The sequence below is a fragment of the Kitasatospora sp. NPDC059812 genome (assembly GCF_042732075.1).
Lineage (GTDB): Bacteria > Actinomycetota > Actinomycetes > Streptomycetales > Streptomycetaceae > Kitasatospora.
The window spans coordinates 19,065-42,096 of sequence record NZ_JBHWIO010000028.1 but is presented as its reverse complement, the minus strand read 5'-3'; the positions used below and the strand labels follow the sequence as shown (position 1 = coordinate 42,096).

Genomic DNA, 23,032 nt, shown 5'->3' with positions numbered 1-23,032 from the left:
GCGCCTCCCCGACGCCCGGCGGCCTAGCCGACGGCCGGGCCCGGACTCGCTGTCAGGCACCAGACCCTGACCGCCCGGCTCCACGCCGACCCGAACACCTCGCGTCCGTTGCGCGACCGGAGGACGAAGAGGAGGTGCTGTGGCGCAAGGCCGTCACCGGCCCGCGCCTGCACGGACCAGGCCGGGGCGGACCGGGCCACGCCGCGCCCGCCGCCCCGGCCCTCCGGTGGCTCAGGCCGACAGGGTCCGCTTGAACAGGTCGAGCACCGCCTCCCAGTGGCGCGCGTCGGCGACGGCGTCGTAGCGGGTGGTGTCGGCCTGGGTGTAGCCGTGCGCGGCGCCCGGGTAGACCTCCTCCCGGTGGCGGACACCGGCGGCGGTGAAGGCCTCGGCGAGCCGTTCGATCTGCTCGGCGGGCATGGACGGATCCTCGTCGGCGTGGCCGAAGTACACCTCGGCGGTGATCCGGGAGGCGCCCAGGTGCGGGCTGTCCGGCGCATCGGTGGCGAGGTTGCCGCCGTGGAACCCGGCGATGGCGGCGATCCGGTCGGGGTGGCTGGCGGCCGTCCACAGGGCGAGCAACGCACCGCGGCAGTAGCCGGTGAGGCCGACCGGGCCGTCCGAGACGAGCGGGGAGTCGGCGAGCCAACGCAGATAGGCGTCCGCGTCGCGGGCGGTCACCTCGGGGGTGAGGCTGAGGAGCAGCGGGCCGATCTGTTGGAAGATCGTCGGGTCCTTCTCCAGGTCGATCAGCGGCGGCAGTTCGACGACCGGCGCGCGGCCGTTCCGGTAGTAGGCGTTGGGGACCAGCACGGCGTACCCGGCCTGGGCGAGCCGGTCGGCCATGTCCTTCAGCTGGGGTCGGAGCCCGAAGGCGTCCATGTAGAGGATGACTCCGGGGTGGGCCCGCCCGTCGTCGGGATGGGCGAGGTAGGCGTCGGCGGTGCCGTCCGCCGTCGGGATGTCCACGGTGGTTCCGCGCACGGTCATGGTGAGGGGTCTCCTTCGGTTCGCGCGGCAGGTAGCCGGTGGACGCCGCCGCCGACGCGGCGCCCGCGGGGAACGCGGGTGCGACCGCCCGGCGTTGGGCGTACATGGGTGTGATCGTAGATGTGGCGTGCGTGGCGGCGGCGGTGATCGGGCTGGTGCTCCTGATCACGTGGCAGATCCGGGGCGAGTCGTCGGGGCGTTGGCGGCGGGGCGGCGGGAGCACCGGGGTGGGCCTGGGCGGTGGGCTGGAGGAGTTGCAGGCGCTGTTCAGCCCGGGCAAGCGGGTGCAGGTCGAACAGCGGCGGGAACAGCTGACGCTGCGGGACGAAGCCCAGGTCGGAGCGCCGCCGCAGTTCGGCGTGGACCTGGACCGGGGCGTGGCGGTGCTGCACGGCAAGGGCGGGACGGGCGGTGAGACCGGACGGGGCCGGACAGGCGCTCAGGCCCCCCAGCCACGGGAGCAGAGCACCAGCCGGTAGCCGTCCGGGTCGGATATCGTCACGCCGAACTCCTCCCAGTAGGGGTTGTGGGCCCGGACCGGGGTGCCGCCGGCGGCCTCCAGCCGGGCGACCAGGGCGTCGTCCACCGGCGCACCGAGGTAGACGACGAACAGGTCGTCGACCGTCGGGGTGGGCTCCAGCGGGTTCTCCGGGTCGTGGGTGAGTTCGAAGTGCCAGGCTCCGCCGGGCGGACCGACCATCAGCAGGTCGTGCTCGCCGGACACCCGCTCGGTGGTGCGCCAGAGCACGTCGAGGCCGAGGCCGCCGACGTAGAAGCGCTCGGCCGCCGCGAGGTCGCGCGAGGGCCGGGCGATACGGACCCGCGTCGTCGAATCGATCATGGCCGCGACCCTAGCCGGTACCACCGACAACGAACCGCCCCCGACGATCCCCTCAACGCCCCCAACCACCCCCCGACAATCCCCCCGCCGACGATCCGCGGACGGACCTCTCAGAACCGGCGCAGCCGTTCCTCGTCGCTGGTGCGCGGGCAGGTCAGGCAGGCGGCGGCCTCGGGCTTGACGGCGTAGTAGAGGCAGCAGCCGAGCCGGGTACGGGTGTGGTGGCCGCGCCCGTCGGGGGTGTGCAGGCGGCGGAAGTCGGCGGCGCCGGGCAGCGGGAGGGTACCGCCGGGCAGCACCGCCTCGGCGGCGACGACCGCGGTGTCCTCCTCGCCGAGCATCCGGCCGAGGTACCAGACGGCGGAGGCGAGGTCGTCCGTCACCATGCCCCAGAGCGCCCGGTCGCGGCGTCGGCTGGGGGCGGCGAAGGCGGCGAGCACCGGCTCGACGTGGGCGACCACGGCGGCCCGCAGTTCGGCGCGGAGTTCGTCGTCGCCGGGGAGGGTGACGTGGCCGCGCGGGCGCAGCGCGAGGTCACCGGTGGGGGCGTGCAGCCAGAGGTCGGCGGGGTCGACGAGGGGGACTTTCCGGGCGAGGTGCCAGGGACCCGCGATGAGCAGGCACGCGGACCAGACGTAGTGGTGCAGCAGTCTGGAGGCGGTGACGTGCGGGCGGGGGGCGCGGCCGTGTTCGGCGGCGATGCGCTCCTCCTCGCCGGCCAGGGCGGCGGCCAGGGCCCGTTCGTCGGCGGCGAGTTCGGCCCCCGAGTACCAGCCGTCGGCGGCTCGGGGGTCGGGTTCGTCGGCGTCGAGCAGGCGCAGTTCCAGCACCGGGCAGAGCTCGCGCAGGCGCCGGTAGTCGCCGGGCAGGGTGGACGTCGGTGCGACGGGCAGGGGTGTTCCGGGGATCATCGGCGCTCCGTGGATCGACTCCGCATGATCGAATAAGGTGAGGCTCACCTTACAATGCCTCAGGAAGTGCATCACCCGGGGCCGGGCCGGGCGGTGCGGCACCCACGACACCCGGACGGGTCGACGCCGCGGCGAACGGCCCGACATCGGACCAGGCAACCCGAGATTGACGAACTTAGGCAAACCTAACCTAAGATGTCGACTCGTGTTGAGAACCGACCCGCCGGCCACCACAGCCCCGGCGACGCCTCGATCCTCGGCGGTCCAGCGGCCCCTGCTGCTGGTCGCCGGTGTGGGCGCGCTCGTGCTGTGTGCCGCGCTGAGCCTCGCGCTCGGCTCCCGATCCATCCCGCTGTCCACCGTGGCCGACGCCCTCACCGGGGCCGCCCACGGCGGCGACGCCGATGTGGTGACGGGCCTTCGCCTGCCGCGAACGGTGATCGGGCTGGCCGTCGGGGCCGCGCTCGGCGTCGCCGGGGCGGTCGCCCAGGGCGTCACCCGCAACCCGCTCGCCTCCCCGGTCACCCTCGGCGTCAACGCCGGCGCGAGCCTCGCCGTGGTCGCCGCGATCTACGCGCTGGGCCTCACCCGGCCCGTCGAGTACGTCTGGTTCGCCTTCGCCGGGGCGGCCGTCGCCGCGGTCGCCGCGTACGCGATGTCCCGGCGCGGCGGCGACCTCGACCCGGTCCGGCTCGCGCTCGGCGGCACCGTGCTCACCGTGGTGCTCACCTCCTGGACCTCCGCGCTGATGCTGGCCAGTCACCGCACCCTGGACGAGGCCCGGTTCTGGCTGGCCGGATCGATCGGCGGGCGGCAGTTGGACACCCTCACCCCCGTGCTGCCGTTCCTGCTGCTCGGCCTGCTGGGCGCGTTCGCGATCTCACCCGCCCTCAACGCGCTCGCCCTCGGCGACGAGACCGCCCAGTCGCTCGGCGTGCCGGTGGCCCGGATCCGACTGGCCGGCGGGCTGGCCGTCGTCCTGCTCGCGGGCAGCGCGGTGGCCGTCGCCGGGCCGGTGGCGTTCATCGGACTGGCCGCGCCGCACCTGGTCCGCCCGCTGCTCGGCAACGACCACCGCTGGCTGCTGCCGGGCTGCCTGATCGCCGGTCCGCTGCTGCTGCTCGCCGCCGACGTGCTCGGACGGCTCGTGGTGCGCCCCTCCGAGATCGAGGTCGGCATCGTGACCGCCTTCCTCGGCGCGCCGCTGCTCGCCGTACTGGCCCGGAAGGTGGCCCGGTGACCGCGCTCGCCGTGCCCGTCGGCACACTCGCCCGCCGCCGGGCCCGCACCGCCGCGTGGTCGGCGCTGGCCGCCGTCGTCCTGGTGGTGCTGACCGGCGTCGCGCTCGGCACCGGACAGGTGAGCCTGTCCGGATGGGACGCGCTGCGCGCCCTGGTCGGGCAGGGCGAACCCGGAAACGTCCTGGTGGTGCAGCAGTTCCGGGCGCCCCGGGTGGTGTCGGCGCTGATCGCCGGGGCCGGGCTGGCGATGGCCGGCTCGATGCTCCAGCGACTCTTCCGCAACCCGCTGGCCTCCCCCGACACCATCGGTGTCACCGGCGGCGCGTCCTTCGGCGCGGTGCTGATGCTCGCCACCGGCGCCTCCCAGCAGCTGATCCCGCTGGCCGCGCTCGGCGGCGGACTGCTGGCGGCGCTGCTGCTCGGCGGCCTCGCCTGGCGGTCGAAGATGGCCGTCACCCGGCTGGTGCTGGTCGGCCTGGCGGTGCAACAGGGCCTCGCCGCCGCCGTGAACCTGATGATCGTACGGTTCCCGGCCGAGCTGGCCTCCTCCGCGATGCAGTGGACCACCGGCTCGCTCTACGGCCGCAACTGGACCGAGGTCTGGATCGGCGGCACCGCCATCGCGCTGACCGCCCTGGCCGTGCTGCTCTGCCAGCGGCGGATCTCGGTCCTCGACCTCGGCGACGACTCGGCCGGCGGCCTCGGCCTCAACCCCGGCCGGGACCGGCTCTGGCTGCTGCTGCTCGGCATCACCCTCGCCTCGCTGGCCGCCGCCCTCACCGGCCCGGTCGCGTTCGTCGCGCTCGCCGTGCCGCACCTGGTCCGGCTGCTCGCCGGGCCGCCCACCCTCGGCACGCTCGGACTCACCGCGCTCACCGGCGCCGTCCTGCTGCTGTCCGCCGACCTCCTCGTGCTCCACGTGATCCCCGTCCACGGCCTGCCGGTCGGTGCCGTCACCGCCACGCTCGGCGCGCCCTGGCTCCTGGCGCTGATGATCCGCCAGGGCCGGCCTCCCCAGAGGAGCAACTGATGACGCCCACGACGACCGTCGAGTCCGTCACCACCACCGCCAACCGGCTCGCCGCGCACGGCCTCGACCTGCGCTACGGCGACCGCACGATCGTCGACGGGCTCGACCTCGAACTGCCCGGCGGCGCCGTCACCGCCATCGTCGGGCCCAACGCCTGCGGCAAGTCCACCCTGCTGCGCGGACTGGTCAGGCTGCTCGACCCCGCCGCCGGCACCGTCACCCTGGACGGCTCCGACATCCACCGGATGTCAGCCCGGGCCCTCGCCAAGCGGATGGGCCTGCTGCCGCAGCAGCCGGTCACCCCCGAGGCGATCACCGTCGAGGCGCTGGTACGGCTCGGCCGGTACCCGCACCAGCGGATGCTCAGCCCGTGGTCCAAGACCGACCAGGCCGCCGTCGAGGACGCCCTCGCCCGGACCGGCACCGCCGAACTGCGCGACCAGCAGGTCGACCGGCTCTCCGGCGGGCAGCGCCAACGCGCCTGGATCGCGCTCGCGCTGGCCCAGGACACCGAACTGCTGCTGCTCGACGAGCCGACCACCTTCCTCGACCTGCGCCACCAGCTCGACGTCCTCGACCTGGTCGCCGACCTGCACGCCGAGGCCGGACGCACCGTCGTCATGGTGCTGCACGACCTCGGGCAGGCCGCCCGGTACGCCGACCACCTGGTGGTGCTCAAGGACGGGCGGCTCGCCGCCGCCGGACCGCCCGCCGAGGTCCTCACCGCCGACCTGGTCGAGGCCGTGTTCCAGGTGCCGTGCCGGGTGGTGCCCGACCCGGAGACCGGCACGCCGTGGGTCGTCCCCCGGGCGCGGACCCGGCCGCGCGCCGCCGACCGCTGACCGCTGACGCCCCCCCCCCCCCGGGCTCCTCACCCCCGACGCTCCTCACCCCCGACACCCGCTCGACCCGATCCAAGGAACCCCATGAACCGCCGCCTCCCCGTCGCCGTCCTCGCCGTCGCCCTGTCCACCACGCTGCTCGCCGCCTGCGGCAGCGACGGCGGGACCAAGCAGAGCGGGGACGCCGCTTCCGCGAGCGCCGGCGCCTCCGCCGGCTTCCCGCGCACCGTCACCCACGCCGCCGGAACGGCCCAGATCAAGGCCCAGCCCAAGCGCGTCGTGGTGCTGGACAGCGGCGAGCTGGACGACGTCACGCTGCTCGGCATCACGCCGGTCGGCGCGGTGTCGCCGCACATGAAGACCGAGGGCGGGTTCCCGAACTACCTCAAGGACAAGATCAAGGACACCAAGGACGTCGGCCCGATGAACGAGCCGAACCTGGAGCTGATCGCCTCCCTCAAGCCCGACCTGATCCTCTCCTCCAAGGTCCGCCACGCCAAGGTCTACGACCAGCTGAACGCGATCGCGCCGACCGTGCTCGCCGAGACCACCGGGTTCCCGTGGAAGGAGAACCTCGCCCTCTACGCGCAGGCGCTCGGCAAGGAGGACGAGGCCAAGAAGGCGCTCGCCGACTACCAGGCGCGGGCCGCAAAGCTCGGCGAGGCGATCAAGGCGAAGAACGGCGGCGCCATGCCGACCGCCTCGGTGGTCCGCTTCGTGGCCGGACCGACCCGCCTCTACGCCAAGGCCTCCTACAGCGGCGTGGTGCTCAAGGACGTCGGCCTGGCCCGCCCGGCCGCCCAGGACGTCGACAAGAACATCGTCGAGGTGAGCGCCGAGCAGATCAACCAGGCCGACGCCGACCTGGTGTTCGTCACCACCGCCGACGACCCGTCCAAGACCAAGGAGAGCGAGGTCCAGCAGACCCCGGTCTGGCAGGGCCTGAACGCCGTCAAGAACAGCAAGGTCTTCAACGTCCCGGACGAGACCTGGATGTCCGGCATCGGCGTCCAGGCCGCCGACGCCATGCTCGGCGACATCGCCAAGGCCGCGGGCGTGGACGCACCCAAGTAACCGCCGACGGACGACGGCGGGCGGACGAGGTAGCGGTGGCGGTGGCGGTGGCGGTGGCGGCCACAGCAGCAGCCGCCACCGAACAGCCGACAACGAACAGATGACAGATGACAGATGACAACAAACAGATAACAGATTTCGAAATCTGTTATCTGTCAGCTGTCGCCTGTCATCTGTTCGCCGCCCTCCCGACGTGCCCCGTGATCCGCCCGCCGTCGCTCTCGTCCGTCACCACCCTCAAGGACCACCACCCCATGCGGCTCTACCTGCTCGCCCTGAACCCCACCGGCTCGGTCACCGCCGGCTTCCTGCCCGCCGCCGCCCGGCTCGGGCTCGACGTCACCGTCCTGACCGACCACGCCGGACCCCACCGGAAGGCCTACGCCGACCTCCCGTTCACCGCACCCGAGGTGCTGGAGTGCGACGTCCGGGACTTCCGCGCCGTGATCAGCCTGGTCTCCCGCCATCACGCGCCCGACGCGGTGTTCAGCAACAGCGACCACTTGCAGACCCAGACCGCCCTGGCCGCCGAGTACTTCGGCCTCCCCGCAAAGGACTGGAAGGCCGCGCTGCGGGCCAAGGACAAGGGCCAGCTGCGCCGCCACCTCGCCCTGACCGGCCAGGACGCCGTCTGGTCCGCCGAGTTGGCCCCCGGGCAGGACCCGGCCGAGCTGGAGCCGCCGTTCCCCTGCGTGGTCAAACCCCGTGAGGGAGTGGCCAGCGAGGACGTCACACTGGTCGCCGACGCCGCCGAACTCGCCCTCCGCTGCCGGGAGATCCAGCACCGCCGGGCCAGCGCGACGCTGGTCGTCGAGGAGTTCCTGGACGGCCGGCTGTGCACCCTGGAGACCCTCGGCGACGGCCGCCGCCGGCACGTCCTCGGCGGCTTCCGCACGCAGCTCTCCCCGCCGCCGGACTTCATCGAGGAGGTACTGGAGTTCGTCCCCGCGCACCCCGCCGAGGTGGTCGCGCAGGTGCTCGCCCAACTCGACGCGCTCGGCATCGGACTCGGCGCCTGCCACACCGAGTTCGTCGTGCAGCCGGACGGCCGCGCCCGGATCATCGAGGTCAACTACCGCGCCATCGGCGACCAGTGCGACCTGATGCTCGCCGAAATCCTCGGCGTCCCGCTCTTCGAGCACATCCTCGCCACCCACCTCGGCCGGGAACTCCCCGCGGACCTCGGCGCGCAGTGCGCCGCGACCCCGCGCCGGGCCCGCAACGAGGTGGTCTGCGCCGACCGGGCCGGCCTCCTCACCGCCGCCCCCGGCCCGTACGACGAGGAGCGCGACGGCGTCCGGCTCGCCTACCGCCCGCTGCGCCCGCTCGGCGAGCGGCACGAGCACTACCGCACCAACCGCGACTACCTGGGCGTGATGTGGGCCATCGGTGCCGATCAGGAGGCCGTGGACGCGGCCGTCGCCCGGTTCCGCGCCGCCAACCGCTGGGAGATCACCCCGTGACCGCCGACGAGCAGCTCACCCTGCGGGTGCTCTCCGCCCTGCTGCGCGAGGATGTCCTCGGCCTGCGCTCCCGCGGCGCCGTGGAGGACCGCGCGGACGGCCCCTGGTTCACCGTCGCGGACGCCGAACTCGCCCTGCCCGTCGCCACCGAGGGCTTCCAGTGCGAGTACGCCGCCCGGCTGCCCCTGCTGGAGCTGGCCGGGCGCCGACTCACCGGTCTGGACGCCATCGTGGCGGCCCTGGCCGGTCTGGCCGAGCCCGAGGACCGGCCCGGCTGGGCCGCCTTCGCCGAGGAGTGCCGCCAGACCCTCGCCACCATGGAACTGCACGAGCGCGCACGGCCCGAGGTGCACGCCCGGCTCACCGACCTGTACGGCGAGGACCCGGCCGACTGGACCGGCCTGGCCGCCGCCCTCGGCCACGACACCCTGGCCGCCTACCTCGACCACCCCGTCTACCCGACCGCGCGCGGGCGCGCCGGCCTCACCGAACCCCAACTGAACTCCTATGCACCGGAGTTCCACCCCGCATTCGAGCTGCGCTGGCTGGCCGTCCCGACCGACGCCCTCACCACCCACGGCCGGCGTCCGCTCCCGAGCTGGTGGCCCACTCCGGCCTGGTTGGGCCTTGCGGACGCCTGCCCCGGCGACGGCTGGACCACCCTGCCGGTCCACCCCCTCACCGTCGGCGCCCCGCTGGACGAGGCGCTGGAGGCGGTCGGCCTGGCCGGCCGCGCGGTGCTCGCCGAGCGGCCGTACCTGACCGTCGTGCCGACGCTCTCCATGCGCACCGTCGCCGTCGCCGACGACCCCGCCTGCCACCTCAAACTCCCGCTCGCCACCGCCACGCTGGGCCGGCTCAACCGCCGCACCATCAAGCCCGGCACGCTGCTCGACGGCGCCGCCGGCCAGCGCCTGATCGAGGCCGTGCTGGCCCGCGAGCCGCGCTTCGCCGGCCGCGTCCTGCACGCCGACGAGCAGACCTGGGCGCACGCCGGCCACGAACTGCTGGCCGTCCTGCTGCGCCGCTACCCCGCCGGGCTGGAGCGGGCCGTCACCGTCCCGCTGGCCGCCCTGCTGGCCCCCGCGCCCGGCGGTCGCCTGGTGCTCGACCACCTCGCCGACCGCTTCCACGACGGCGACCAACTCGCCTTCTACGACTCCTTGCTGGAACTCCTGCTGGACTGGCAGACCACGCTGTTCGACTACGGCATAGCGCTGGAGTCGCACCAGCAGAACACCTCCCTGGTACTCGACGACGACGGACTGCGCCTGCTCTACAAGGACGACGACGGCCCGCGCGTGCACACCGCCCGAATGACCGCCCGCCTCGGCGAACTCGCCCCGACCCGGGCCGACTTCGACGACGCCCGGATCTTCGGCGACGACGACCGGGCGCTCACCGACCTGTTCACCACCATCACCGGACACCTGTGCACCGGCGCGCTCGCGTTCGGCCTCGCCGAGCACCGTCGCGCCGAACTCACTGACGTACTCACACTGTTGCGAAAGCGCCTGGCCGAGGCGGTGGACCGGATCGGGCCGGCCGGCGAGCCGCTGCGGACGGACCTGCTGGAGGCCGAACGCCTGCCGGTCAAGGCCATGGTCAGCGCCGGAACCTTGCTCAGCAAGCAGCGCTCGGGCGCCGCCGACATCAACAAGCACTACACCAGCGGCCCCAACTACCTGCTGGCGAACGGGATCGCCCGGTGAGTGTGGAGACCGTTCCACAGCGCTCCGGCCACGGGACGGACCACTCCGGCGGACTCGGCCGCCGCCAGGTGCACGCCGTCGCCGCCTGCTACTTCGTCGCCTCCTTCGCCGCACTGGGCCTGCCGCCGTACCTGACCGCGATCCTGCCCACGCTCGGCGATCCGCAGGCCCGGTGGGCCGGTGTGCTCTACATCGTCCCGACGGTCTTCAGCGCGCTCGGCGCACCGCTGTGGGGCCGGCTCGCCGACCGCTACGGCCGCAAGCGGCTGCTGCTACGCGCCCAACTCGGGCTCACCGTCTCCTTCCTGCTGGCCGGAGCCGCCGGCAGTCTGCCCGCGTTCACCCTCGCACTGGTCCTCCAGGGCTTCCTCGGCGGCACCTTCGCCGCCACCAACGGCTACCTCGCCGCCGCCCTCGACGGGCCGCGGCTGTCCCGCGCACTCACCCTGATGCAGGGCAGCGCCCGGGCAGCCCTGGTGGCCGCGCCGATCCTGGTCGGTGCGTTGTCCCCGTGGATCGACCCGCACCGCCAGTACCTGGTGATGGCCGTCCTCCCGCTCGCCGCCGCACTGCTGCTGTCCCTGCTGCCCGAGCCGGACCGTCCGGCGGCCGCCCCCGTGTCGGAGGGACGCGTCGAGCGGGCACCCGCCGCCCCGCTTCTCCCGCTCTACGTCTTCGAGTTCGTCTTCGTCTTCGCCACCGTCATCTCCTTCCCCTATCTCATCTCGCTCGCCGAGCAACGGCTGCCCGGCGTCTCCGGCACCACCACCGGCGTGCTGTTCGCCCTACCGCACCTGTGCTACCTGGTGTTCGCCGCGCGCATCCACACGCTGTTCCACGCCCGCCCGCACACCGGCATCGCGCTCGGCTTCGGCTTCGTCGCGCTCGGCCTGGCCGGGCACGCCGTCGCGTACTCGCTCCCGGTCTTCGTCGCCGTCCGGCTGCTGCTCGGCGCCGGGCTCACGCTCGGCCTGGTCTGCCTCGCCGTACTCGCCGCCGGAGCGGCCCAAGGGCGCGCGCCCGGGCGGATGTTCGGCACGCTCGAACTCGTCTCCAAGGGCGGCGCCGTCGCCGCCGGCGCCGTCGCAGCGCTGGCCAACGGGCAGTTCGGCGCCGCCGCGCCCGTGGTGGCCGGCACCGCCGCCGCCCTGCTGGCCGCCGTCGCGGCCACCGCATTCTCCCTCCCGTCCCTCCGCCAGCGCTGGAGTCGCCGATGACCCCCGAGCCGATCACCCACAAGTCGATCACTCACGAGCCGATCACTCACGAGCCGATCAGCCACGAACTGCCCACCGCCGACGACGCGGTGGCCCACACCCTGCTGAACTGCCTGCTGCGCGAAGTCTCCGCCCCCGAGCACCAGACCGCCGTGGCCGACGGCCGCCTGCTGCTGCGCCTGCCCCGGCGCGGCGCCCTGCTGCGGATCGCCCTGCGCCGCACCTCGCTGCTCGGCGCGCACCGCTTCACCGGCCCGGTCGAGATCGAACGAGGCGGCAGCTGGGCGGAGTTGGACTGGCGCGAGCTGGCGGAACACGTACAGGACGAACTGGAGCTGCGCACCGGCACGGTGAACGAGGAGTTCCTGGGCCAGGTCACCTCCAGCCACGACGGCCTCCGGCAGAGCCTGGTCGACCGCCCAGCCTCCGGACCGGACCGCTACCTGGAGTCCGAGCAGGCCCTGCTGTTCGGCCACCGCTTCCACCCGGCACCCAAGTCCCGCTCCGCCGCCCGGGGGGACTGGCGCGGGTACGCCCCGGAGTCCCGTGCGGCGTTCCCGCTGCGCCACCTCGCCGTCCGCACCGAACTGATCGCCGAGCAGTCCCTGGACGAGAGCGCGAGCGCCCTGCTGGACGGCCTCGGCGACGTCCCGGACGGCTACCGTCTGCTGCCCGCCCACCCCTGGCAGTACCAACTCATCGGCGATCACCCGCTGTTGCGCGACGCCCTGGACCGCGGTGACATCCTCGACCTCGGGCCGCGCGGCGAGGAGTTCGCCGCCACCGCCTCGGTGCGCACCCTCCACGGCGCGGACGCCTTCCTCAAGTTCAGCCTCAACGTGCGCATCACCAACTGCCTGCGCAAGAACGCCGCTTACGAACTCACCGGCGCCGTCGCGCTCACCCGGCTGCTCGCCCCCGCCCTCGCCGACCTCGCCCGGCGCTTCCCCGACGCGGCGATGCTGCGCGAGCCCGCGTTCCGCACCCTCGCCCTGCCCGGTGCCGACGGCCGACCCGACCAGGCGCTCTACGAGGGCTTCGGCCTGATCGTCCGCGAGGGCTTCGGCGGCGTACTGCGACCCGGCGTCACCCCGCTGCTGGCCGCCGCCGTCGCCGACGAGCACCCGACCAGCTCCGCCCACATCTCCCGTCTGCTGGAGGGGAGTTCGGACGCCTACCAGGCCCTGGACTGGTGGCGGGCCTATCTGGGGCTGCTCATCCCGCCCGTGCTCGCCGCCTACTTCGACCACGGCGTGGTGCTGGAACCGCACCTGCAGAACGTGCTCATCGGCGTAGACGCCACCGGGCACCCCACCCAGGTGCTCTTCCGCGACCTGGAGGGCACCAAGCTCGCCCCCGAGCACAACGCCGACATCCTGGCCGCCCTCCCGCCCGAGGTCGCCGGGCCGATGACGTACGACGCCGAGCGCGGCTGGGATCGGGTGGTCTACTGCCTGCTGGTCAACCACGTCGCCGAACTGCTCGCCGCCCTCGCCGACCGCCACCCCGAGCTGGAGGGCGCCCTGTGGCAGGTGGTCCGGGACACCCTGGAGCAGTACGCGGCAGGCCACGGCCGGCCGCCCCGGCTGCGGGCACTGCTCGCGGGCGTGCCGCTGCCGGCCAAGGCCAACCTGCTCACCCGCTGGGAGCGCAAGGCCGACCGGCAGGCCGGCTACGTCCGCCTGCCCTCGCCGCTCGCCGGATCCGTCCTCGCCCAGGCCTCCCGCACCTCCGCCCCCCTCTCTCTCGGGAGCGCCGCCCGATGACCGAGATCGTCCGCCGGCACGTCGCCGCCCTCGCACCCGACGCCCTGCCCGCCTACGTCTACGACCTGGCGGCGCTGCGCGCGCACGCCGCCGCCGTCCGGGCCGCGCTGCCCGCGCGGGTCGAGCTGTACTACGCCGCCAAGGCCAACCCCGAGGCGCCGCTGCTGGCCGCGCTGCGCGACGCGGTCGACGGCTACGAGGTCTCCAGCGGAGGCGAGTTGGCGCACGTGCGGGCGGCCGTGCCGGACGCGCCGCTGGCCTTTGGCGGCCCCGGCAAGACGCCCGCCGAGATCGCCGCCGCCGTGGACGCCGGGGTGCACCGCTGGCACATCGAGAGCGAGCAGGAACTGCACCGGCTCGACGCCGTCCTCGCGGACCGGCCGGGCACGGTGGTCGACGTGCTGCTACGGGTCAACCTGCCGGTCGCCACCGGTGCGCTCGACGCGGTGGCACTCGCGATGGGCGGGCGGCCGACGCCGTTCGGGCTCGACCCGGACCGCGCCGAGGAGTGCGTGCGCCGGCTCACCGGCGACGGCCCCGGCCCGCTCGGACGGCAACTGCGCCTGCGCGGCGTGCACGCCCATCTGGCCAGCGGGCTCGCGGCGGCGGAGCAACTGGCCGTCGCCGAGCAGATCGTGGCCTGGTCGGCCGCGCTGGCCGAGCGGCACGGCTTCCCGCTGGCGGAGGTCAACGTCGGCGGCGGGATGGCCGTGGACTACGAGGACCCGGCGAACCACTTCGACTGGACGGCCTTCGGCGAGGGGCTGGCCAAGCTGCTGGACGCCCACCCCGGCCTGACCCTGCGGATCGAACCCGGCCGGGCCCTGACCGCCCACTGCGGCTGGTACGCGACCGAGGTGCTGGATGTGAAGCAGAGCCACGGCGAGGACTTCGCGGTGGTCCGTGGCGGCACCCACCACCTGCGCACCCCCGCCACCCGGGGGCACTCCCAGCCCTTCGAGGTGCTCCCGGTCGACGCCTGGCCGCATCCGTGGCCGCGCCCCGCCGTCGCCACCGGCCGCGCCACCCTGGCCGGCCAGCTCTGCACCCCGAAGGACGTCCTCGCCCGGGCCGCCTCCGACGCTGACGGCCTGCGGGCGGCCGACCGCGTGCTGTTCGCGATGGCGGGCGCGTACGCCTGGAACATCTCGCACCACGAGTTCCTTATGCACCCGCGCCCGGGGTTCCACTACCTGGGCGGCTGAGGGCACCCCGGATGACGGTCGACAGGTAACAGATAACAGCTGACAGATAACAGATTTCGAAATCTGTTATCTGTCAGCTGTTATCTGTTCTCCGCCTCCTGTTCGCGCCCCGCCGCCCGCCCGTCCACGCGCCGGACCCCACCCGTGGGCCCCGCCCGCCCCAGGGGTCGCCGCAGGTCACCTCCGCACACTCGTGCGACAGTGGTAGGCAGCGAAGGGAGCGCGAACGTGCTGATGGACAAGGTCGCGGAGATACTCGCCGAGGCGTCGGCCGAGGTGGTGGAGCCGCGCTTCCGTGCGCTGGCCGCCGGCGAGGTGATGGAGAAGGCGCCCGGCGAGATCGTGACGGTCGCCGACCGCGAGGCCGAGGCGATCATCGCCCGCCGCCTGCGCGAGCTGCTGCCCATCCCCGTGGTCGGCGAGGAGGCCGTCTCCGCCGACCCCGAACTCGCCCAGGCCCTCCACGACGAGCCCGCCGCCTGGCTGGTCGACCCGGTCGACGGCACCTCCAACTTCGTCGCCGGCCGCCCCGAGTACGCCGTGATGTGCTCGCTCGTCCGCGGCGGGGAGACCGTCGCCTCCTGGATCTGGCAGCCCGCCACCGCCACCGCCTACTGTGCCGAACTGGGCTCCGGGGCCTGGCGCGACGGCGTACGCCTGACCCGGCCGCCGGCACCGCGCGACGCCGCGAAGCTGCGCGGATCCGTGAAGAGCCGCTACCTCGACCCGGAACACCGCCGGCGCCTACAGGCCAACGAGTCGGCCTTCGGCGAGGTCTCCCCCGGCCGGCACGCGGCCGGAATCGAGTACCCGGACGTCGTCGAGGGCCGCTTCGACTTCCTCCTCTACTGGCGCACCCTCCCCTGGGACCACGCCCCCGGCTCCCTGCTCGTCACCGAGGCCGGCGGCGTGTCCGCCCGGCTGGACGGCACCCCCTACCGCCCCGAGGCCCCCGGCTGCGAGAACGGCCTGCTGGTCGCCGCCGACCCGGAGACCTGGGAGCTCACCCGCACCCTCCTCCTGAGCGACTGACGGACCGCCACCGCCACCACGGTCATCCGGTCGCGGTCACGAATCGGCGCCCTGGTCCTCGGTCTCGAACGGGGCCTGCCCGGGCGCCGGGCGGCCGACGACAACCGACTCCCCGGCGATGACCGATCCCCCGCAGCACGCGCCTAGCCGGCCCGGTCCCCCTCGGCCTTCCGCCCGGCGCCCACCACCTCGCGCAGCAGTGCACGGACCTCCCCCGCCGTGGCGTGCGGGTTGAGCAGGGTGAGCTTGAGCCGCACCCGGCCGGGCCCCTCGCCCGGAAGTTCGGTCCGCCCGACCACCGCCCGCCCGGTGCGCAGCAGCAACCGGCGCAGGCTGCCGTTGAGTTCGTCGACGGCGGCCTCGTCGGTCAGGCCCGGCGGCCGGTAGCGGAACAGCAGGACGGTCAGCGCGGGTTCGGCGTGGAGTTCGAGCGACGGTTCGGCGCGGACGGCCTCGGCAGCGGACCGGGCGAGTTCGTGGCAGGCGTCGACGAGCCGGCCGAGCCCGTCGCGACCGAGGGTGCGCAAGGTGACGGCGAGCTTGAAGGCGTCGGCCCGCCGGGTGGTGCGCAGAGAGCGGCCGAGCAGGCTGGGGTAGCCGGCCTGCTCGTCGTCGACGGGGTTGAGGTACTCGGCGCGGCGGGCGAGCGAGACGTAGGTCTCGGTGCGGCGGACCAGGAAGACGCCGGCGGCGGCGGGCTGCCAGCCGAGTTTGTGCCAGTCGAGGGAGACGGAGTCGGCGCGGTCGATGCCGTCGAGGAGCGGGGCGAGCCGGTCGGAGAGCAGCGCGCCGCCGCCGTACGCGGCGTCGACGTGCAGCCAGGCGCCGTAGCGGCCGGCCAGGTCGGCGGCGACGTGCAGCGGGTCGATGCCGCCGGTGTCGGTGGTACCGGCGGTGGCGACGATGGCGATCGGGGTGCGTCCGGCCCAGCTGGCCTCGGCCAGGGTCCGCTCCAACTCCTTTGGTTCCATCCGGAGTTGCCGGTCGACGGGGACGGTGGTGACGGCGCGCTCGCCGAGCCCGAGCAGGGCGGCGGCGCGCTGGACGGAGAAGTGCGCGGCCTCGGAGGCGACGATGCACGGCCGGACGCCGGCCGGGATGCCGTCCAACTCGACGATGCCGTCCAGCTTCTGGTCCCGTGCCAGCATCAGGCCCATGAGGTTGGACTCGGTGCCGCCGGAGGTGAGGACGCCGGCAGCGCGGGCCGGGTCGTAGCCGACCAGGGCGGCGAGTTCGGCGAGGAGGGCGGTCTCCAGGGCGGTGGCGGCGGGGGCCTGGTCCCAGGAGTCCTGGGAGGGGTTGAGGGCACTGACCGCGAGGTCGGCGGCGGCGGCCACGGCGAGCGGCGGGCAGTGCAGGTGGGCGGCGCAGGCCGGGTCGGCGGGGTCGGCGGCGCCGTAGGCGAGGAGTTCGGTGAGGCGGGCGAGCGCGCCGGGCCCGTGGGCGCCGGCCAGGCCGTCGGCGACCAGCGCGCCGAGCTCGGCCGGACTGCCTGCGGGCAGCGGCCCGCCGCGCAGGGCGATGCCGTGGTCGAGCGCGTCGAGGACGGTGGCCAGCAGCGGCCCGAGCGCGCCGGGCCCGCCGACGCCGCCCGCGAGGGCGTCCAACGGGACGGGCCCGCCGGGCAGTCCGGCGGCGGCGCCGGAACCACCCCCGGCCCCGGCCCCGCCCGCGGCCCCGGAGTCACCACCGGCCCCTGATCGGGCGCCCGAACCTCCTCCCGAGCCTTCCCCTGAACCGCCACCGCCCCCTCGCCCCGCGCTCATTCGGCGCCCCGGGCCGCGGGAGCCACAGGGCTCGCCACAGGGCTCGCCGCTGCGGCGGAATCGACGGCCGCCGCAGCCGCGATCGCGTCGGCGAGCCGGTCGAGCACCGCAGCGACCTGCTCGTCGGTGATGGTGAGCGGCGGCAGCAGTCGCAGCACCGCGTCGTGGCGCCCGCCGAGTTCGACGATCAGCCCGCGCGCCAGGCAAGCCTCACGGACCCGGCGGGCGAGCCCCGGGTCGGCCGGCCGGGCCCCGCAGGCGTCCGGTTCGGCGGCGGGGTCGACGAGTTCGACGCCGAGCATCAGGCCGCGCCCGCGCACGTCGCCGATCACCGGCAGTTCGGCGGCGAGCCCGCGCAGCCGGGCGGTCATCCGCTCGCCGACGACGGCGGCGCGCTCGGCCAGCCCGTGGGCGGCGACGTAGCGCAGGGTGGCGGCGCCGGCGGCCATGGCGAGGGTGTTGCCGCGGAAGGTTCCGGTGTGGGCGCCGGGGCGCCAGCCGTCGTAGTCCTCCCGGTAGACGACGACGGCGAGCGGCAGGCTGCCGCCGATGGCCTTGGAGAGCACCATGGCGTCCGGGACGATGCCGCTGTGTTCGACGGCCCACATCGCCCCGGTGCGCCCGACGCCGGTCTGCACCTCGTCGACGATCAGCGGGATGCCGCGTTCGGCGGTGATCCGGCGCATCTCGCGCAGCCAGCCGTCGGGCGCGGGGACGACGCCGCCCTCGCCCTGGACGGCTTCCAGGATCATCGCGGCGGGCGGGACGACCCCGCCCGAGGGGTCGTCGAGCAGCCGTTCGACGTAGGTCGCGGCGAGGTCGGCGCCGGCCTCGCCGCCGACGCCGAACGGGCAGCGGTAGCCGTACGGGTAGGGCAGCCGGACGACCTCGCCGCCGCTCGGCAGCGGTTCCTTGACGGCGACGTTGCCGGTGAGCGCGAGGGCTCCGGCGGTCATGCCGTGGTAGGCACCGGTGAAAGCGAGCGCGCCGGACCTGCCGGTGGCGGTCTGCATCAGTTTGAGCGCGGCCTCGACGGCGTCGGTGCCGGCGGGCCCGCAGAAGTGGATCCGGGCGCCGGCGGCGAAGTCGGCGGGCAGGCTCTCGAAGAGGGCGCTGGTGAAGTCGTCCTTCTCGGCGGTGGCGAGGTCGAGCAGGTGCAGCGGGGCGCCGCTGTCGAGGGTGCGGCGGATCGCTTCCAGCACCACAGGGTGGTTGTGCCCGAGGGCGAGCGTCCCGGCGCCGGAGAGGCAGTCCAGGTAGCGCCGCCCGTCGGCGCCCTCGACGGTCATGCCGTGGGCCCGCACCGGGACGATCGGGAAGGACCGGGCGTACGTACGGGCGGCGGACTCGCGTACGCGCTGGCGACGCAGGATGGCCTCGCCGGAGGCCGGGGCACCGGCGGCTGCAGCGACACCAGCGGCTTCGACAGCTCCGGCGGCTCCGGCGGCTCCGACATCTCCGGAGGAGGAGGCCGGGGCCTGGGCGGGAACGGCGGCGAGCGACAAGGCAAACCCCCAGAAGAAGTTAGGTAAGCCTAACTTTACTGCCCCTGGCCTGGCGGGATACCCCAGGGGCCCCCAGAACCACCCGAGTGAGTGAACCGCCCCCGGTCCTTCCAACGAGCGACCGGCGAAAAGGTCACGGCCCTCACCCCCGCCGACCCGGAGCCGCCCCACCGCCCTTCCACCGGTAGCAGAGCTCCGGCCGCCCCACGCTCCCGTACTGCGGCTCCCGCACCGCCCGCCCGGTGTCGACGAGGTGTTCGAGGTAGCGGCGCGCGGTGATCCGCGAGACCCCGGCGGCGGCGCCCGCGGCGGCGGCGGACAGGCCCGTCGCCGTCTCGCGCAGCACGGAGGCGACGGCGTCCAGGGTGGGCGCACTCAGGCCCTTGGGGAGGCTGCTGCGCTCGGGCGTGCGGAGCAGGGCGAACGCCTGGTCGACCTCGTCCTGCCCGGTCGCCTCGCCGGTGCGCCCGAGGCTGTCGCGGTAGCGGGCGTAGCGCTCCAGGCGATCGTGCAGGGCGGCGGCGCTGAACGGTTTCAGCAGGTACTGGACCACGCCCGCCGACACGGCCTGCCGCACCATCGCCAGGTCTCGGGCCGAGGTCACCGCGATGACGTCGGTGGTGTGGCCGGCGGCGCGCAGCGAGCGGCAGAGCTGGAGGCCGTGGCCGTCCGGCAGGTAGAGGTCGAGCAGGGTCAGGTCGACGGGCCTCCCGGCAGCGCGGGCGCGGTCCAGGAAGCGCAGCGCGTCGGCGCAGCTGTGCACCGTCCCGGCGGCGTGGAAGCCGGGTTCGCGCTCGACGTAGAGGGTGTGCGCGGCGGCGGCCACGGGGTCGTCCTCGACGACCAGCACGGAGATCCCCGGAGCGGCGGTCGCCTCGGTCATCGCGACGCCCCTTCCCGCCGGCCCGGTTGCCCCGGTTGCCCTGCCTGGCCAAGTCGCTCCGGCCGCCCCGGTTGCCGCTCACCGGGTCGTGCCGGCAGCCCGGCGAGCGGCAGCCGGACGGTGAGCACCGCACCCCGGTCACGCCCGACCGCGACGCTGCCGCCGTTGCGCCGGGCGGCCTGGGCCACCAGCGCCAGCCCGAGACCATGCCCGCGCCCGTCCTGCTTGGTGCTCCAGCCGCGCCGGAACACGTCCTCGACGGCGGCCGGGTCGATCCCCGCCCCGGTGTCGGCGACGCGCAGCAGCAGGCAACCGCCCCCACCCGGAGCCACGTCGCCGCCCGCCACACCACCGCCCGCCGAACCACCATCGCCCGAACCACCATCGCCCGAACCACCATCGTCCGCACCGCCACCACCCGCGTCGATTCGCACGGTGACGGTGACCTCCGGCGCCACCGTGCTCTGCGCGGCTCCGGCGATGGCGGCGTCCACGGCGTTGTCGATCAGGTTGCCGAGGACGGTGATCAGGTCCCGCGAGGAGAGCCCGGGCGGCAGCAGCCCGTCGTCGATCCGACTGTCGTCGGTGAGGGTCAACTCCACTCCCCGCTCGGCCGCTTGGGCCGCCTTGCCGAGCAGCAACGCGGCCAGCACCGGTTCGCCGACCGCCGCGACCACCCGGTCGGTGAGCTGCTGGGCGAGCGCGAGCTCGGCGGTGGCGAACTCCACCGCCTGTTCGTGGCGGCCGAGTTCGATCAGGGAGACGACGGCGTGCAGCCGGTTGGCCGCCTCGTGCGCCTGCGCCCCCAGGGCCTCGGTGAAGCCCCGTACGGAGTCCAACTCTCCACTGAGCGACTGGAGTTCGGTGTGGTCGCGCAGGGTGACGACCAGGCCGAGGCCGGTGCCGATGGTGGAGGTGTTGAGCACCACCACCCGCTCGGCGGTCAGGTGCACCTCGTCCCGGACCGGCTCGTCGCCGAGCACGGCCGCGACCAGCGCCCGCGGCAGCCCCAGCTCCACGATCAGGCGACCCTCCAAGTTTCCTTCCAGTCCGAGCAGTTCGCGGGCTGCGTCGTTGCAGAGCACCACCCGGTGCGCGCGGTCCAGCAGGACCAGCCCCTCGCGCACCGAGCGCAGGGTCGCCTGGTGGTATTCGTAGAGGTGGCTGAGTTCGGCCGGCCCCATGCCGTGGGTGTGCCGCCGCAGCCGGGAGTTGGCGAGGTAGGTGCCCACGCCGCCGACCCCGAGCGCGGCCACCGCCACCCCGACCAGGGCGAGCAGCGGGCCGCTCAACTGCGCGGAGATGGACTCCACCGTGAGGCCCGCGCTGACCAGCGCGATCACCTGGTGCCGGTCGTCCAGCACCGGCGTGACCACCCGCACGGACGGTCCGAGCGTGCCGGTGTAGGTCTCGCTGCGGGTCTCCCCCGCGAGTGCCCAGTCGATGTGCCCGAGAAAGCGCTTGCCGATCTGCTCGGGCAGCGGGTGGGTCCAGCGCACGCCCTCGGTGTCCATGACGGTGATGAAGGAGACGCCGGTGTCCACCCGCACCTGCTCGACGTACGGCTGGAGCACCGCGGTCGGGTCCGGCGCGGTGACGGCGGCCCGCACGGACGGCGAGTCGGCGACGGCGTGGGCGACGGCGGTGACCTGGCGGCGGGCCGCGTCCTCGGCCCGGTCGGCGGTGAAGAGGTACGCGAGCACCGCGCCGCCCGCCACCACGGCGGCGACGATGACCACCTGAACGACGAAGAGCTGCCCGGCCAAGCTGCGGACCAGCCCGCGGGGTGCCGGGAGCCGTCGGCGCGGGGGCGTGGGGGCGGTGCGCACGGACATGCCTGCCAGTGTGCACCACGCCCCCGGGGTCCCCCAGGGGCCCGCGATCGGTCGGCGGCCTGTCGACTGCCCGTCGACGAACGTCCCGCAGCCCAGTCGCACCCCCGCGGCCCAGCTGCGCCCGGCCGTGAACTCTATGAACGCAAACGTGACCTCCGTCACGCCCAGGCCCGATAGTCAGAGCGGCCCACCACCCGGGGCCGCCAGGACCGCACGGCGAAGGAGCCGCAGATGTCGATCGTTGGAGCCGCACCGGCGGGGGGATCCAGACGCAGGGACCGGACCCACTACCTCTACCTCTCCGTCATCGCCGCCGTGGTCGCGGGCATCGTGGTCGGGCTGGCCGCCCCCGGCTTCGCCGTGGAGTTGAAGCCGGTCGGCACCGGCTTCGTCAACCTGATCAAGATGATGATCAGCCCGGTGATCTTCTGCACCATCGTGCTGGGCATCGGCTCGGTGACCAAGGCCGCCAAGGTCGGCAAGGTCGGCGGCCTCGCCCTCGGCTACTTCCTCGTCATGTCGACCGTCGCGCTGGCCATCGGTCTGGCCGTCGGCAACCTGCTGGAGCCCGGCGGCGGCCTGCACCTGACCGCCGCGCTCGCGAAGTCCGGCCACGCCCAGGCCGTCGCCGGCGGCGCCCAGTCGACGACCGACTTCCTGCTCGGGATGATCCCCACCACCACGTTCTCGGCCCTCACCGAGGGCAAGGTACTGCAGACCCTGCTGGTCGCACTGCTCGCCGGCTTCGCCCTCCAGGCGATGGGCCCGGCCGGTGCCCCGGTGCTGCGCGGGATCGAACACGTGCAGCGACTGGTCTTCCGGGTCATGTCGATGATCATGTGGGTCGCGCCGATCGGCGCCTTCGGGGCGATGGCCGCCGTCGTCGGAGCGACCGGCACGGCCGCGCTGAAGAGCCTCGCGGTCATCATGATCGGCTTCTACGCGACCTGCGTGCTGTTCGTCGTCGTCGTCCTGGGCGCGCTGCTGCGACTGGTCGCCGGGGTCAACGTGTTCGCGCTGCTGCGCTACCTGGGCCGCGAGTTCCTGCTGATCCTCTCCACCTCCTCCTCCGAGAGCGCGCTGCCCCGCCTGATCGCCAAGATGGAGCACCTCGGCGTGAGCCGCCCGGTCGTCGGCATCACCGTGCCGACCGGCTACAGCTTCAACCTCGACGGCACCGCGATCTACCTCACTATGTCGTCGATCTTCATCTCCGAGGCGATGGACAAGCCGATGTCGATCGGCGAGCAGCTCTCGCTGCTGGTGTTCATGGTGATCGCGAGCAAGGGCGCGGCCGGGGTCACCGGCGCCGGGCTGGCCACCCTGGCCGGCGGACTGCAGTCGCACAAGCCCGCCCTGGTGGACGGGGTCGGCCTGATCGTCGGCATCGACCGCTTCATGTCCGAGGCCCGCGCGCTCACCAACTTCGCGGGCAACGCCGTCGCCACCGTCCTGATCGGGCACTGGACCGGCGAACTCGACGCGGACCGCGCCCAGCGGGTGCTGGCCGGCGAGGAGCCGTTCGACGAGCGGACCCTGGTCGACACGCACGGCGGGCCGATCGCGGCCCCCGAGGCCGTCCCGGCGGCTCCGGAAGCCGACCCCGTCCGGAGCGGCACGGCCGCGGCCGCCTGAGCGGCCCCCTCATACGCCCCCGGTCCGGCGCCACCACCCCCCCCCGGAAACGCGCCCGCCCGGGGGGTGCGCCAGGGCCGCGGG

19 protein-coding genes are annotated in these 23,032 nt (G+C 74.2%); 12 read left to right on the top strand and 7 right to left on the bottom strand.

The genetic code is table 11. From position 1 onward, the window contains the following. Window positions 1-231: 231 nt before the first annotated feature. Window positions 232-990 carry a dienelactone hydrolase family protein gene (locus ACFV6D_RS16625; protein ID WP_380337019.1) on the bottom strand — a complete coding sequence of 253 codons (759 nt, stop codon included), beginning with the start codon at window positions 988-990 and terminating at the stop codon, window positions 232-234. Window positions 991-1,094: 104 nt separating this feature from the next. Here ACFV6D_RS16625 and ACFV6D_RS16620 point away from each other — a divergent pair, with 104 nt between their 5' ends. After that, window positions 1,095-1,469 (top strand): DUF6191 domain-containing protein, encoded by a 375-nt coding sequence (locus ACFV6D_RS16620; RefSeq protein ID WP_380560296.1) that lies wholly within the window; start codon window positions 1,095-1,097, stop codon window positions 1,467-1,469. Here ACFV6D_RS16620 and ACFV6D_RS16615 read toward each other — a convergent pair. Then, complete coding sequence (locus ACFV6D_RS16615) at window positions 1,430-1,831, bottom strand: VOC family protein (RefSeq protein ID WP_363579370.1); 402 nt, start codon at window positions 1,829-1,831, stop codon at window positions 1,430-1,432. The genes ACFV6D_RS16620 and ACFV6D_RS16615 overlap by 40 nt on opposite strands. A gap of 110 nt (window positions 1,832-1,941) precedes the next feature. After that, window positions 1,942-2,742 (bottom strand): (2Fe-2S)-binding protein, encoded by an 801-nt coding sequence (locus tag ACFV6D_RS16610; RefSeq protein WP_063349948.1) that lies wholly within the window; start codon window positions 2,740-2,742, stop codon window positions 1,942-1,944. 274 nt (window positions 2,743-3,016) lie between these two features. Here ACFV6D_RS16610 and ACFV6D_RS16605 point away from each other — a divergent pair, with 274 nt between their 5' ends. From ACFV6D_RS16605 to ACFV6D_RS16560, 10 genes are all read left to right on the top strand, one after another. Then, entirely contained in the window at window positions 3,017-3,982 is a 966-nt protein-coding gene (locus tag ACFV6D_RS16605) for a FecCD family ABC transporter permease (protein ID WP_380560329.1), read from the top strand. After that, window positions 3,979-5,013 (top strand): iron ABC transporter permease, encoded by a 1,035-nt coding sequence (locus ACFV6D_RS16600; RefSeq protein ID WP_063349946.1) that lies wholly within the window; start codon window positions 3,979-3,981, stop codon window positions 5,011-5,013. Before ACFV6D_RS16605 ends, ACFV6D_RS16600 begins: the two co-directional genes overlap by 4 nt. Beyond that, the gene (locus ACFV6D_RS16595; protein WP_380560294.1) at window positions 5,013-5,855 is read left to right on the top strand and encodes an ABC transporter ATP-binding protein; all 843 of its coding nucleotides are present in this window, start codon (window positions 5,013-5,015) and stop codon (window positions 5,853-5,855) included. Before ACFV6D_RS16600 ends, ACFV6D_RS16595 begins: the two co-directional genes overlap by 1 nt. A gap of 84 nt (window positions 5,856-5,939) precedes the next feature. Further along, window positions 5,940-6,929: an ABC transporter substrate-binding protein gene (locus ACFV6D_RS16590; protein WP_380490434.1), complete on the top strand. Its 990-nt coding sequence runs from the start codon at window positions 5,940-5,942 to the stop codon at window positions 6,927-6,929. Window positions 6,930-7,183: 254 nt separating this feature from the next. Further along, a complete protein-coding gene (locus ACFV6D_RS16585; RefSeq protein ID WP_380560327.1) occupies window positions 7,184-8,392 on the top strand; it encodes an acetyl-CoA carboxylase biotin carboxylase subunit family protein in 1,209 nt (402 codons plus the stop codon). Further along, on the top strand, window positions 8,389-10,104 hold the full coding sequence (locus ACFV6D_RS16580; protein WP_380560292.1) for an IucA/IucC family protein: 1,716 nt from the start codon (window positions 8,389-8,391) through the stop codon (window positions 10,102-10,104). Before ACFV6D_RS16585 ends, ACFV6D_RS16580 begins: the two co-directional genes overlap by 4 nt. Next, complete coding sequence (locus ACFV6D_RS16575) at window positions 10,101-11,321, top strand: MFS transporter (RefSeq protein WP_380490430.1); 1,221 nt, start codon at window positions 10,101-10,103, stop codon at window positions 11,319-11,321. The genes ACFV6D_RS16580 and ACFV6D_RS16575 overlap by 4 nt, the downstream gene beginning before the upstream one ends. Next, on the top strand, window positions 11,318-13,087 hold the full coding sequence (locus ACFV6D_RS16570; RefSeq protein WP_380560290.1) for an IucA/IucC family protein: 1,770 nt from the start codon (window positions 11,318-11,320) through the stop codon (window positions 13,085-13,087). The genes ACFV6D_RS16575 and ACFV6D_RS16570 overlap by 4 nt, the downstream gene beginning before the upstream one ends. Next, window positions 13,084-14,292, top strand: coding sequence for a type III PLP-dependent enzyme (locus ACFV6D_RS16565; protein WP_380560288.1), 1,209 nt, complete (start codon window positions 13,084-13,086; stop codon window positions 14,290-14,292). Before ACFV6D_RS16570 ends, ACFV6D_RS16565 begins: the two co-directional genes overlap by 4 nt. Before the next feature lie 234 nt (window positions 14,293-14,526). Then, complete coding sequence (locus ACFV6D_RS16560; RefSeq protein WP_063351525.1) at window positions 14,527-15,324, top strand: inositol monophosphatase family protein; 798 nt, start codon at window positions 14,527-14,529, stop codon at window positions 15,322-15,324. Between the two features lie 143 nt (window positions 15,325-15,467). On the opposite strand, the gene ACFV6D_RS16555 is transcribed toward ACFV6D_RS16560, so the two are convergent. The 4 genes from ACFV6D_RS16555 to ACFV6D_RS16540 form a co-directional block, all read right to left on the bottom strand. Continuing rightward, window positions 15,468-16,931, bottom strand: a complete 1,464-nt coding sequence (locus tag ACFV6D_RS16555; protein WP_380560286.1) for a pyridoxal phosphate-dependent decarboxylase family protein — start codon at window positions 16,929-16,931, stop codon at window positions 15,468-15,470. Between the two features lie 155 nt (window positions 16,932-17,086). Next, window positions 17,087-18,595: a diaminobutyrate--2-oxoglutarate transaminase gene (locus ACFV6D_RS16550; protein WP_380560284.1), complete on the bottom strand. Its 1,509-nt coding sequence runs from the start codon at window positions 18,593-18,595 to the stop codon at window positions 17,087-17,089. A gap of 142 nt (window positions 18,596-18,737) precedes the next feature. Continuing rightward, entirely contained in the window at window positions 18,738-19,478 is a 741-nt protein-coding gene (locus ACFV6D_RS16545) for a response regulator (protein ID WP_380490423.1), read from the bottom strand. Continuing rightward, the gene (locus tag ACFV6D_RS16540) at window positions 19,475-21,313 is read right to left on the bottom strand and encodes an ATP-binding protein (protein ID WP_380560282.1); all 1,839 of its coding nucleotides are present in this window, start codon (window positions 21,311-21,313) and stop codon (window positions 19,475-19,477) included. Before ACFV6D_RS16540 ends, ACFV6D_RS16545 begins: the two co-directional genes overlap by 4 nt. Window positions 21,314-21,544: 231 nt before the next feature. Between ACFV6D_RS16540 and ACFV6D_RS16535 the strand changes: the two genes are divergently transcribed. After that, on the top strand, window positions 21,545-22,948 hold the full coding sequence (locus tag ACFV6D_RS16535) for a cation:dicarboxylate symporter family transporter (protein ID WP_063349938.1): 1,404 nt from the start codon (window positions 21,545-21,547) through the stop codon (window positions 22,946-22,948). Window positions 22,949-23,032: the final 84 nt, after the last annotated feature.